This is a genomic window from Rhizobium sp. SEMIA4064 (assembly GCF_003025035.1).
GTDB lineage: Bacteria > Pseudomonadota > Alphaproteobacteria > Rhizobiales > Rhizobiaceae > Rhizobium > Rhizobium paranaense.
On the sequence record NZ_PYJN01000013.1, the window covers coordinates 131,329 to 142,455 of the forward strand.

Consider the following 11,127-nt stretch of genomic DNA (forward strand, 5'->3'; position numbering starts at 1 on the left):
AGCTTTGTGGCCGGTAATTACCTCTTTGCCAGCAGTCTCGCCACTTCCGGTGCGAAATAGGTGAGAATGCCGTCGCAGCCGGCGCGCTTGAAGGCGAGCAACGTTTCCAGCATCACCCTTTCGCCATCGATCCAGCCATTGGCCGCGGCGGCTTTAATCATCGAATATTCGCCAGAGACCTGATAGGCAAAGGTCGGCAGGCCGAATGCCTCCTTCAGCCGCCAACAGATGTCGAGATAGGGCAGGCCGGGCTTGACCATCAGCATATCGGCGCCTTCTTCGACGTCGAGCGCGGCATCGCGCACCGCCTCGGTGCCGTTGGCCGGGTCGATATAATAGGTTTTCTTGTCGCCCTTCAGCAGGCCGCCGGTCGAGATCGCCTCGCGATAGGGGCCGTAGAAGGCGGAGCTGAACTTGGTGGCATAGCTCATGATGCCGACGCTCTGGTGACCGGCCGCATCGAGCGCGTGACGGATCACGCCGATGCGCCCATCCATCATTTCCGATGGCGCGATGATATCGGCACCGGCATCTGCCTGATAGATCGCAGCCTGCGCCACCTGTTCGACGGTTTCGTCATTGACGATCTCATTGCCGCGCAGAATGCCGTCATGGCCGTGGCTGGTGAAGGGATCGAGGGCGACGTCGGTGATGACGCCGATATTCGGCACGGCCTTCTTGATGGCCGCGGTAGCAAGATTGATGAGGTTGTTCTTTTCCAGGCTGTTCGAGCCGGTCTCGTCCCGCAGCTCCATTTCGATATTGGGGAAGGTGGCGAGCGCTGGAATACCGAGGTCGGCCGCTTCTTTTGCGGCTTCCACGGCCTTGTCCACGGTCATGCGATTGACGCCGGGCATGGCCGGGATCGGCTCGGCGATGCCGCTGCCGGGAATCAGGAAGATCGGCCAGATCAGGTCGTCGACGGTCAGGCGGTTTTCCTGCACCAGGCGGCGTGTCCAATCAGCCTTGCGGTTACGCCGCATGCGCCGGTGCCCGGTGATCTCGTCAACAAGATGCGTCTTGTCCTGCATGGTGCCGCCATCCTTTTTAGTCTATCTATGGCCTTAATGTATCGGCAGCGTACCTATCACGCTGTCCCCAGGAAACAAAACCCGGCGAAAGGCCGCAGCCATTATAGCGCTGGCGAGCCCTTGGCCTTCTACTTATTGTTCGCGCATGGAACCCGATTCTCCGACCATACCCAAGAGCACGCTGACGGATATCCTGTTCGTCTTGTTCCTGCGGCTGATTGCGATCGCCTGTTTCTGGCTTGGCCTGCAGTATTGGTCGATGCTGGTCGGCTATTCGCTGGCCGGCCAGGCACGTTTCGATCTCCTCAATCTGCCCTGGAAGGTGGCAGGCGCAGGCCTTGCCGTGGTCTTCCCCGTCGCGGCCCTCGGCCTGTGGCTGACGGTCTCCTGGGGGCCGGTGATCTGGGTGCTGGCGGCCGGCAGCCAAGCGCTGATGTATGGCCTCTGGCCACAGATTTTCGGCTCCAATCCATTGATCGTAATCCTGCACGCAGGCGTCGCCGTGCTCTACTGTATTTTCCGTATTTTGCTGTGGCTGGAGAAGCGCCGGCGCGAGCAACAGGTAATGGTTGATTTACCCTGAGACACCAAGAGTTCCTGGTAAGGTGCTGTTAAGCCTGCAGTTTAAGTAGAATTTTATGTGTATTCGATAGGGTCTCACTCAAGGCGGGAAGAAAACGACACCGCCAAACAAAACAGTGAGGCCAAGTCATGATGAACACGAAAATCAAGCCGCAGGCAGTTGCGAATGCTCGGGACCAGCAGATCGAAGATATCCGTGGTCTGTATATGGAATCGCTCCACCTGGTGGAGCGCCTCCACCGCCGTCTCCTCGATGTTATCAAGGACGAATTCGACCGCCAAGGCCGCGACGACGTCAACGCCGTCCAGGCACTGCTCCTCTTCAACATCGGCAATTCCGAGCTGACTGCCGGCGAACTGCGCTCTCGCGGTTTCTACCTCGGCTCCAACGTTTCCTATAACGTCAAGAAGCTGGTCGACCTCGGCTTCATCAACCATCAACGCTCGCGCATCGACCGCCGCTCGGTCCGCATCAGCTTGACGGAAACCGGCCAGGACATCGCCGAAACCGTCGCCAAACTCTACGAGCGCCACATCGCCTCCATCGACAAGGTCGGCGGCATCGGCACCGACGAGTTCACCCAGATGAACAAGCTCCTGCAGCGCCTCGACCGTTTCTGGAACGACCAGATTTTGTACCGTCTGTGAATCACCGCGGCGGAGTTGCCGCTTGACCCTCCAGTAAAAGCAAGCCGGACACGTTTCCCTGCGTGTCTGGCTTGAACTTTTTACCGGCTTACAATTGTGCGCTTTTTGCCACGCCCCCGCCGCGACGTTGCGGTGCACACTGTGGATGCTGCATCTGCGCCATTGACGCCGGATCAGCAAACGCTATGAACCACTTTCATTTAGTGGTATTTTAGCAACGCAAAATGGTACTTCTTCCGTTACGGCAGGCCAAAGCAAGTTTCATGCCGGACGACACGAATTGGCCATATTGCTATGACAGCGGAAACGAACGGCAAACGGCGCTTTTCAAGTCTTGATCTTCATGCCTTAGCGCTTTGGGCTCGCAATATTGTGATGGTCCGGAGCGAATTTTTAGTGGTGCGTTAAGGGCAACGGATCGACACAGAGCTGCGTTACTTGGCGCGAGCTGCAGTAATTTACTGCTTTCTCTCTTGGCTGCGGATGAATTTGGTCGCAGCGTCGAACGGTGGGATATGTCGAAGAAAACCGGAATTGAACCCTTCTCGCGCCGCTCCTTCCTGCGGTCTGCGGCAACTTTTGGCGTGGCCGCTTTGGCAGCCCCGGCCTTTGCACAGGACCAGACGCCTCTTGATGCGCTGATCAACAATCGCGCTCGCGGCAACTGGGACGATCAGTTCGATGCGAAGGCCGCCGCGCGTACCGCCGCTGCGGTTGTTTCCAACACGCCGATCCTTGGGCCTAATTCCGTACCGAACATCCAGCAGGCGATCGCCCAGTATCAGAGCATCGCTGCCAATGGCGGCTGGCCGCAGATCAATCCCGGTGAGCAACAGCTCCAGCTTGGCGTCACCGATCCTTCCGTGCAGGCGCTTCGCCAGCGTTTGATGGTCACCGGCGACCTGCCGAAGGAAGCCGGCATGTCCTCGGCATTCGATTCCTACGTCGACGGCGCCGTCAAGCGCTTTCAGGCCCGCCACGGCCTGCCGCCGGATGGCGTTATCGGCGAATTCACGCTGAAGGCAATGAATATCCCCGCCGAAGTCCGCCTGCAGCAATTGAACACCAATCTCGTTCGCCTGCAGACGTTCCCGGCCGATCTCGGCCGCCGTCACGTCATGGTCAATGTTCCGGCGACCTATATCGAAGCCGTTGAGGACGGTCAGGTGGCGCTGCGTCACGAGGCGATTGTCGGCCGCATCTCACGCCCGACTCACCTTATCAATTCGAAGATCTACGAGGTCATTCTCAACCCGTACTGGACGGCGCCGCGCTCGATCATCGTCAAGGACATCGTGCCGCTGATGCGCAAGGATCCGACCTACCTGACGAAGAACAATATCCGCCTGCTCGACGGCAAGGGCCAGGAAGTTGCGCCTGAGACGATCGACTGGAATTCGGACAGGGCGCCGGATTTGATGTTCCGCCAGGACCCGGGCAAGAACAACGCCATGGCGTCCACGAAGATCAACTTCCACAACCCCAACAACGAATATATGCACGACACCCCCGAACAGGGCCTGTTCAACAAGCTGATGCGCTTCGACAGCTCGGGCTGCGTGCGCGTGCAGAACGTGCGCGATCTGACGAACTGGCTGCTTGCCGAAACGCCGGGCTGGCCGCGCCAGCACATCGAGCAGGTGATTTCCACGCGCGTCAACACGCCGATCACATTGGCGACGGAAGTTCCGGTCTATTTCGTCTATATCTCCGCATGGGGCGCCGGCAACGGCATCGTTCAGTTCCGCGACGATATCTATCAGCTCGACGGCAATTCCCAGCTCGCGCTCGATACGACGCAGGGCATGGAGCAGCCGGTTCAATAACCCGGCGCCACAGCGACGATAGCCATAGAAAGCCGCGTCCTCTGATGCGGCTTTTTTCTTTGCTGGGGTCCTCATCGTAGAATGCCCAGCAAATGTCGCTGATTGTATTGCTCTTGTGCGACCCTGACGCTAATACCGTCTCCATTGCCGTTCCGGCCCGTTCAGGAGCTCCTACGATGACCAATGCTTCAACCGAACTTTTCTTCAATCGCTCGCTCGCAGATACCGATGCGGAAATCTTTGGCGCGATCGGCAAGGAATTAGGTCGTCAGCGGCATGAGATCGAACTGATTGCCTCGGAAAACATCGTTTCCCGCGCCGTATTGGAAGCGCAGGGCTCGATCATGACGAACAAATATGCTGAGGGATATCCGGGCAAGCGCTACTATGGCGGCTGCCAGTTCGTCGATATCGCCGAAGAACTCGCCATCGAGCGCGCCAAGAAGCTGTTCGGCGTTAATTTCGCCAACGTCCAGCCGAATTCCGGTTCGCAGATGAACCAGGCGGTCTTCCTGGCACTGCTGCAGCCGGGCGACACCTTCATGGGCCTCGACCTCAACTCGGGTGGTCACCTGACGCACGGCTCGCCGGTCAACATGTCCGGCAAGTGGTTCAACGTCGTTTCCTACGGCGTGCGCGAAGGCGACAACCTGCTCGACATGGACGAAGTGCAGCGCAAGGCCGAGCAGCACAAGCCGAAGCTGATCATCGCCGGCGGCACCGCCTATTCCCGCATCTGGGATTGGAAGCGCTTCCGCGAGATTGCCGACAGCGTCGGTGCTTACCTGATGGTGGACATGGCTCACATCGCTGGCCTCGTTGCCGGCGGCCAGCATCCGTCGCCGTTCCCGCATTGCCATGTTGCCACGACCACGACCCACAAGTCGCTGCGCGGCCCGCGCGGCGGCATGATCCTCACCAATGACGAGGATCTGGCGAAAAAGCTCAATTCCGCAGTCTTCCCGGGCCTGCAGGGCGGCCCGCTGATGCATGTCATCGCTGCAAAGGCCGTGGCATTCGGCGAAGCACTGAAGCCGGAGTTCAAGGACTACGCGGCGCAGATCGTCAAGAACGCCAAGGCGCTCGCCGAAACCCTGATCGCGGGTGGCGTCGACGTCGTCTCCGGCGGCACGGACAACCACCTGATGCTGGTCGACCTGCGCAAGAAGAACGCGACCGGCAAGCGCGCCGAAGCAGCTCTCGGTCGCGCCTATGTGACCTGCAACAAGAACGGCATCCCCTTCGATCCGGAAAAGCCTTTCGTCACCTCCGGCGTCCGTCTCGGCACCCCGGCCGGCACGACGCGCGGCTTTAAGGAAGCCGAATTCCGCGAGATCGGCAATCTGATCATCGAAGTGCTTGACGGTCTGAAGGTCGCCAATTCCGACGAAGGCAATGCCGCCGTCGAGGCTGCAGTGCGCGAAAAGGTGGTCAACCTCACTGGCCGCTTCCCCATGTATGGTTACATGGGCTAAGGAGAGCGCATGCGCTGCCCTTATTGCGGTTCGGAAGATACCCAGGTCAAGGATTCACGCCCGGCGGAGGACAACACGTCCATCCGCCGTCGGCGTATTTGTCCGGATTGCGGCGGCCGCTTCACGACCTTCGAGCGCGTGCAACTGCGCGAGCTGATGGTCATCAAGAAGACCGGCCGCAAAGTGCCGTTCGACCGGGACAAGTTGGTGCGCTCCTTCGAGATCGCGCTGCGCAAACGCCCCGTCGACCGTGATCGCATCGAACGTGCCGTCTCCGGCATCGTCCGCCGCCTGGAAAGCTCCGGCGAGACGGAAATCAGCTCGGAACAGATCGGCCTGCAGGTGCTCGAAGCCTTGAAGAGCCTCGATGATGTCGCCTTCGTGCGCTATGCTTCCGTCTATCGCGATTTCTCGCATGCGGAGGATTTCGAGCAGGTGATTACCGAGATCAACGCCAAGATCGCCCGCGATCCGCTGGACCCCTGACCATGGCGCTCCGGCCTGAAGACGAGCGTTTCATGGCCGCGGCGATCCGTCTGTCGCGCACGCATCTGGGGCTTACCTCAACCAACCCATCCGTCGGGTGCCTGATCGTCAAGGATGGTGCCGTCATCGGCCGCGCCGTGACCGCGCTTAGCGGCAGGCCGCATGCCGAGCCGCAGGCTTTGGCCGAGGCCGGCGAGGCGGCGAGGGGAGCCACGGCTTACGTCACGCTCGAACCCTGTTCCCACCACGGCAAGACGCCGCCCTGCGCCGAGGCGCTTATCGCCTACGGCGTCGCCCGCGTCGTCATCAGCGTCACCGATCCCGATCAACGCGTTTCCGGCCGCGGCATCGCGCTGCTGCGAGATGCGGGGATCGAGGTTGATGCCGGTATTCTCGAGGAGGAAGGCAAGCGCGCGCTTGCCGGCTACCTCACGCGTCAGACGAGAAACCGGCCGTATGTGACTCTCAAGCTTGCTGTTTCGGCAGATGGGATGATTGGCAAGACAGGCGAAGGACAGGTGCGCATCACCGGCGATATCGCCCGCGCTCAGGTACAGGTGCTCAGAGCCGAAAGTGACGCCATTCTCGTCGGCATCGGCACGGCGATGGCAGACGATCCGGAATTGACCTGTCGTCTCCCGGGGCTGGAAAGCCGTAGCCCATTGCGCATCGTCATCGACGACCAGCTTCAGCTTCCGCTCGGCAGCAAGCTTGTAAAGACGGCGTCTCAGTATGGTCTCATGGTCGTCGCCGGTGATCCGCCGCCCTTTGATGAGAATACCGACAAGGCCTTCCTGGGCCGCCGCGCCGCGCTGGATGCCGCAGGCGCCGAAGTGCTGCAATCCAATTCCGGCGAACCGGGGGAACTGCTTGAAGCGCTGGGAACGCGCGGCATCTCCTCTCTGCTGGTCGAGGGCGGCGCAAGGACGGCGCAGCGCTTTCTTGCCGCCGATCTCGTCGACCGCATCCTTCTGTACCAGGGGCCGGCGACGATCGGCGAGGGCGGTATTGAATCGCCGATCACGAAGACCAATATCCCACCCAGTTTCAGGCATATCCGCGCGAGCCAGTTTGGCGATGATCGCTGCGACGAATTTGAAAGAGGTTTTTGATGTTTACCGGAATTGTCACCGATATCGGCAAGGTCGAATCCGTTTCCCCTCTCAAAGAAGGCATCAAGCTGCGCGTCGCCACCAATTACGATCCGGCAACGATCGATATGGGTGCCTCGATCTCCCATTCCGGAATCTGCTTGACGGTGACCGGCCTGCCCGAAGCCGGCAGCAACGGCCGCTGGTTCGAAGTGGAGGCCTGGGAAGAAGCCTTGCGGCTGACCACCATCGGCACCTGGGAGGCCGGCAGCAGTATCAATCTAGAGCGCTCGCTGAAGATCGGCGATGAACTCGGCGGCCACATCGTCTCCGGCCATGTCGACGGCAAGGCGGAGATCCTGTCTGTGACGACGGAAGGCGACGCCACCCGCTTTCGCCTGCGTGCTCCCTCCCATCTCGCCAAATTCGTCGCTCCCAAGGGCTCGATCGCGCTCGACGGCACGTCACTGACGGTCAACGCCGTCGACGGCACCGATTTCGACGTACTCCTGATCCGCCACACGCTGGAGGTCACGACCTGGGGCGAACGCAAGGCCGGCGACTTCGTCAATTTCGAAGTCGACACCATGGCCCGCTACGCCGCCCGGCTGGCGGAATTCCCGGTCGCGCGCGAAAGCTGATCCAAGACGCCCTCAATCGCGCGCATTATCCGCCGCCATCAGTTCGATGGCGGCTTTTTTGTCGGAGTTATCCTGCAAAGCTACTGACTACCACGCAAGACTACGAGCGGCTGGATTGCGCTCTGAACTGTCATTGCGGCAATGGCAAAATTCCCTATTCTGCGGTCGCCAATACAGGATGCAAAATCGCTTGATCAGCAATAGTCGCGAGTTGCTTTAAGACGACCTATGAATTTCCAAGGGAATAGAGATGAGCAGCTTTCAAATGGGCGAAGGTTCCGGGCATTTTGTGTTCTCCGATCAAGCCGCAGGCTCGCGACGCTCAATGAGGATCTTCTATTTCCGGCCAAAGACATCGGTTCCAAATCCCCGCTTTGTCATTGCCCTTCATGGGCTTGATCGCGCGGCATCGGACTTTAGGGATGTGCTGGCAAAGCAAGCGGATCAGCATGGGATGATCGTCTTGGTGCCGGAATTTGACAGCGATGCGTTCCCCGACTTCTATGCCTACAACTACGGCAATGTCAGGCTCGCGCCGCCACGCAAAATCGTCTTGGCACGGGAGCACTGGACGTTCGGCATTATCGATCGGTTATTCCAATATGTTCGAAGCGGATTGAACTCCAGCCGCAGCACATTTGGAATGTTCGGCAATTCCGCGGGCTCGCAGTTCGTATTGCGATATCTCGCTCTCAACCAAGCCACCGCAGTCGATCAAGCAATCGCTTCCAACTGCGGCATCTACATGTTGCCGGACCTGAAGCGCGATTACCCCAGTGGCATGGGTGGCCTTGATCTGGATGAAAGCTTTCTGAGACGATATTTCGGACGGCGGCTGACGATCTTGCTCGGCGAAGCGGACGCGGACAGCACCGCATTCGATCTTCCCCGCACTGAAGAGGCTATGGCGCAAGGCCCTCATCGCCTTGCTCGCGGATTGTGGCACTACGAGCTCTGCAAACAAATCTCCAGCGAGCTCGATCAGGCCCTTGCCTGGAAGCTGGAAATCGTTCCGGGGGCGGGACACGTCGATCAGAAAATCTTCGACCGTGCCGTCGATATCCTTGCAGATACCGACCTTTCCGCCATTACCGCTCGAACATGACGTTGGGCTTGTCCTTGTAGAACACTTCGCCGATCCGGCGGAAGCCGACCTTTTCGGCGACGCGCTGTGATGGCGCGTTTTCCGGGTCGATGATGCAGGTCATGCGTCGGCCTGGGAATGTCTCTTCGGCCCAGGCGATTGCCGCGCTGACGGCTTCCGTCGCATAGCCTTTGCCCTGCAGCGCCGGTGTGATCCCCCAACCAGCTTCCAAAGTGCCTTCCGTAGTGGTCGGGTACATGTCGCGATGCAGGTCGAGGAAGCCGACTTCACCGATGAAGCGGCCGCTATGACGCTCTTCGACAGCAAAGAAACCGAAACCCAGATGATGCCACATGCCGGCATAACGCAACATTCGCGACCAGGCCTGTTCGCGCGTCGAGGTCTCGCCGCCGATATAACGGACAAGGTCCTCCTGCGACCAGAAGGCGGTATATTCTTCGAAATCCTCCAATCGATGAGAGCGGAGGATGAGGCGTTCGGTCATCAATGTCGGAATTATGGTCATGGCGGGAGCGGCTTCCTTCTTGTCTGCCATTTCTGCATTCATGCGCATCCGTTTATGCTCCCGGTTCACCGTCCCAATAATCCACCGCACCGCCTTCGCGTCCGATGAAGCTGAAGCGCCGCGGCGCCTCGCCGGCCCGATTGGTTTTCGCCATGAACTTGCCGGAGTCCGGATATTCGACGATCTCTGTTGGGGCCTTGGTCGAGATGACGAGATAGATCAGCACGCCCGGGCCGATATTGATGAGCTGATGGGCGGTGTCATGCCCACCGGCGGGTGCCCCCAATACATCGCCCTTCGCGACCAGGATACGCTCGCTCCCAATGCGATATTCGCCTTCGCCGTCGAGGATGACGAAGAGCTCTTCTTCGACGTGATGATTGTGAAATGGACAGCCGGATTTGCCAGGCGGCACTTCATTGTAGCTGATGCCGAGATCCTTCAGCCCGAGCAGAGCCCCGAAGGAGACATCACTGCCCGCAAAAAAATCTCCCTGCTGCCAATGATCGAGCTGTAGCTCGCCAAGGTTGACAGCGTGTCTTGTTTTCTCTGCCATCGGGTTTCTCCCTGCCAGGACCAAATTATTAGCGAAGCGAGTGAGCTGGCGGAAGATACAATTTCTGGCACAGATCAATGTTCCTCAAATCGGAGTTAGAATCAGCGCAGGCATCCGAAAAACACTTGCCAAGTGCGGCCCGCCGTGGTTTGACCCGGCCTAACAAGGTGCCGCGCCCTCTCAAATCGCAGGTGATGTATGACCAGCTCTTCCAATGCTCATATCCTTATCGTCGAAGCTCGCTTCTATGACGATATGGCCGATGCTCTGCTCGACGGCGCCAAGACCGCTCTCGACGAGGCGGGCGCGAGCTATGACATCGTCACCGTGCCCGGCGCCCTGGAGATTCCTGCTGCGATTGCCATGGCGCTCGATGGCGGCGACAATGGTAACGTTGTTTATGACGGCTATGTCGCTCTCGGAATGGTTATCCGCGGCGAGACCTATCATTTCGATATCGTCGCCAATGAATCCTCGCGTGCGCTGATGGATCTGGCTGTCAGCGAATCCCTCGCGATCGGCAATGGTATCCTCACCGTCGAGAATGACGAGCAGGCTTGGGCGCGTGCGCGCCGTTCGGACAAGGACAAGGGCGGCTTCGCTGCCCGTGCGGCGCTGACCATGATCGCGCTGAAAGAGAAGTTGGGTGCATAATACATGAGCAATCAGGATAACGAGCGACCGGCAAAGACCGCGAACCAGCGGGGCGCAGCACGCCTTGCCGCCGTTCAGGCGCTCTATCAGATGGATATCGGCGGTACTGGCGTGTTGGAGGTGGTGGCCGAATATGAGGCGCACCGTCTCGGACAGGAGCTGGACGGCGAGACCTATCTGAAGGCCGACGCATCCTGGTTCCGCTCCATCGTCTCCGGCGTCGTGCGCGAGCAGACCCGGCTCGATCCGCTGATCGGCTCCGCCCTGCAGGATGATTGGGCATTGTCGCGCCTCGACAGCACCGTGCGCGCCATCCTGCGTGCCGGCACTTTCGAGCTTCTCGACCGAAAGGACGTGCCGGTCCCGGTCATCGTCACCGAATATGTCGAGATCGCTCACGCCTTTTTTGAAGAGGATGAGCCGAAGCTCGTCAATGCCGTGCTCGATCGAATCGCCAAGCAGGTCCGCGGCGAAGCCAAGAAATAAGGTCCGATGACAGGCCGGTTCTTGATCCCGGCCATTTTCGT

The 11,127-nt window shown here is 59.5% G+C and carries 13 protein-coding genes; 10 read left to right on the top strand and 3 right to left on the bottom strand.

All coding sequences use genetic code 11. From position 1 onward, the window contains the following. Positions 1 to 17: 17 nt before the first annotated feature. Positions 18 to 1,031 (bottom strand): porphobilinogen synthase, encoded by a 1,014-nt coding sequence (gene hemB, locus C9E91_RS07165; RefSeq protein ID WP_107107670.1) that lies wholly within the window; start codon positions 1,029 to 1,031, stop codon positions 18 to 20. Positions 1,032 to 1,176: 145 nt separating this feature from the next. Between hemB and C9E91_RS07170 the strand changes: the two genes are divergently transcribed. The 8 genes from C9E91_RS07170 (at position 1,177) to C9E91_RS07205 (ending at position 8,885) form a co-directional block, all read left to right on the top strand. Then, positions 1,177 to 1,614 carry a DUF6163 family protein gene (locus C9E91_RS07170; RefSeq protein ID WP_107107671.1) on the top strand — a complete coding sequence of 146 codons (438 nt, stop codon included), beginning with the start codon at positions 1,177 to 1,179 and terminating at the stop codon, positions 1,612 to 1,614. Positions 1,615 to 1,745: 131 nt separating this feature from the next. Beyond that, positions 1,746 to 2,261: a transcriptional regulator LdtR gene (ldtR, locus tag C9E91_RS07175; RefSeq protein ID WP_028753315.1), complete on the top strand. Its 516-nt coding sequence runs from the start codon at positions 1,746 to 1,748 to the stop codon at positions 2,259 to 2,261. Positions 2,262 to 2,776: 515 nt separating this feature from the next. Then, the gene (locus C9E91_RS07180; RefSeq protein ID WP_107107672.1) at positions 2,777 to 4,087 is read left to right on the top strand and encodes a L,D-transpeptidase family protein; all 1,311 of its coding nucleotides are present in this window, start codon (positions 2,777 to 2,779) and stop codon (positions 4,085 to 4,087) included. Between the two features lie 176 nt (positions 4,088 to 4,263). Beyond that, positions 4,264 to 5,562, top strand: coding sequence for a serine hydroxymethyltransferase (gene glyA / locus C9E91_RS07185; protein WP_107107673.1), 1,299 nt, complete (start codon positions 4,264 to 4,266; stop codon positions 5,560 to 5,562). A 9-nt stretch (positions 5,563 to 5,571) separates the two neighbouring features. After that, positions 5,572 to 6,048, top strand: coding sequence for a transcriptional regulator NrdR (nrdR, locus tag C9E91_RS07190; RefSeq protein ID WP_028753312.1), 477 nt, complete (start codon positions 5,572 to 5,574; stop codon positions 6,046 to 6,048). A gap of 2 nt (positions 6,049 to 6,050) precedes the next feature. After that, positions 6,051 to 7,160 carry a bifunctional diaminohydroxyphosphoribosylaminopyrimidine deaminase/5-amino-6-(5-phosphoribosylamino)uracil reductase RibD gene (ribD, locus tag C9E91_RS07195; protein ID WP_107107674.1) on the top strand — a complete coding sequence of 370 codons (1,110 nt, stop codon included), beginning with the start codon at positions 6,051 to 6,053 and terminating at the stop codon, positions 7,158 to 7,160. Then, complete coding sequence (locus tag C9E91_RS07200; protein ID WP_107107675.1) at positions 7,160 to 7,780, top strand: riboflavin synthase; 621 nt, start codon at positions 7,160 to 7,162, stop codon at positions 7,778 to 7,780. The genes ribD and C9E91_RS07200 overlap by 1 nt, the downstream gene beginning before the upstream one ends. Before the next feature lie 265 nt (positions 7,781 to 8,045). Next, positions 8,046 to 8,885 carry an alpha/beta hydrolase family protein gene (locus tag C9E91_RS07205; RefSeq protein WP_146143985.1) on the top strand — a complete coding sequence of 280 codons (840 nt, stop codon included), beginning with the start codon at positions 8,046 to 8,048 and terminating at the stop codon, positions 8,883 to 8,885. On the opposite strand, the gene C9E91_RS07210 is transcribed toward C9E91_RS07205, so the two are convergent. After that, positions 8,869 to 9,438 (bottom strand): GNAT family N-acetyltransferase, encoded by a 570-nt coding sequence (locus C9E91_RS07210; protein ID WP_107107677.1) that lies wholly within the window; start codon positions 9,436 to 9,438, stop codon positions 8,869 to 8,871. The two genes, C9E91_RS07205 and C9E91_RS07210, sit on opposite strands and share 17 nt — an antisense overlap. Before the next feature lie 4 nt (positions 9,439 to 9,442). Then, positions 9,443 to 9,946 (bottom strand): cupin domain-containing protein, encoded by a 504-nt coding sequence (locus C9E91_RS07215; protein ID WP_107107678.1) that lies wholly within the window; start codon positions 9,944 to 9,946, stop codon positions 9,443 to 9,445. A gap of 198 nt (positions 9,947 to 10,144) precedes the next feature. On the opposite strand from C9E91_RS07215, the gene ribH reads away from it, so the two are divergent. Together ribH and nusB are read left to right on the top strand one after the other, a co-directional pair. After that, a complete protein-coding gene (gene ribH, locus C9E91_RS07220) occupies positions 10,145 to 10,600 on the top strand; it encodes a 6,7-dimethyl-8-ribityllumazine synthase (protein ID WP_107107679.1) in 456 nt (151 codons plus the stop codon). A 3-nt stretch (positions 10,601 to 10,603) separates the two neighbouring features. After that, a complete protein-coding gene (gene nusB / locus C9E91_RS07225) occupies positions 10,604 to 11,086 on the top strand; it encodes a transcription antitermination factor NusB (RefSeq protein ID WP_107107680.1) in 483 nt (160 codons plus the stop codon). The last annotated feature ends 41 nt before the right edge of the window (positions 11,087 to 11,127 follow it).

Bases quoted from the DNA above. Each gene is read 5' to 3' on its own strand.
- hemB (WP_107107670.1), bottom strand. From the start codon at position 1,031: ATGCAGGACAAGACGCATCTTGTTGACGAGATCACCGGGCACCGGCGC.
- C9E91_RS07170 (WP_107107671.1), top strand. From the start codon at position 1,177: ATGGAACCCGATTCTCCGACCATACCCAAGAGCACGCTGACGGATATC.
- ldtR (WP_028753315.1), top strand. From the start codon at position 1,746: ATGAACACGAAAATCAAGCCGCAGGCAGTTGCGAATGCTCGGGACCAG.
- C9E91_RS07180 (WP_107107672.1), top strand. From the start codon at position 2,777: ATGTCGAAGAAAACCGGAATTGAACCCTTCTCGCGCCGCTCCTTCCTG.
- glyA (WP_107107673.1), top strand. From the start codon at position 4,264: ATGACCAATGCTTCAACCGAACTTTTCTTCAATCGCTCGCTCGCAGAT.
- nrdR (WP_028753312.1), top strand. From the start codon at position 5,572: ATGCGCTGCCCTTATTGCGGTTCGGAAGATACCCAGGTCAAGGATTCA.
- ribD (WP_107107674.1), top strand. From the start codon at position 6,051: ATGGCGCTCCGGCCTGAAGACGAGCGTTTCATGGCCGCGGCGATCCGT.
- C9E91_RS07200 (WP_107107675.1), top strand. From the start codon at position 7,160: ATGTTTACCGGAATTGTCACCGATATCGGCAAGGTCGAATCCGTTTCC.
- C9E91_RS07205 (WP_146143985.1), top strand. From the start codon at position 8,046: ATGGGCGAAGGTTCCGGGCATTTTGTGTTCTCCGATCAAGCCGCAGGC.
- C9E91_RS07210 (WP_107107677.1), bottom strand. From the start codon at position 9,438: ATGCGCATGAATGCAGAAATGGCAGACAAGAAGGAAGCCGCTCCCGCC.
- C9E91_RS07215 (WP_107107678.1), bottom strand. From the start codon at position 9,946: ATGGCAGAGAAAACAAGACACGCTGTCAACCTTGGCGAGCTACAGCTC.
- ribH (WP_107107679.1), top strand. From the start codon at position 10,145: ATGACCAGCTCTTCCAATGCTCATATCCTTATCGTCGAAGCTCGCTTC.
- nusB (WP_107107680.1), top strand. From the start codon at position 10,604: ATGAGCAATCAGGATAACGAGCGACCGGCAAAGACCGCGAACCAGCGG.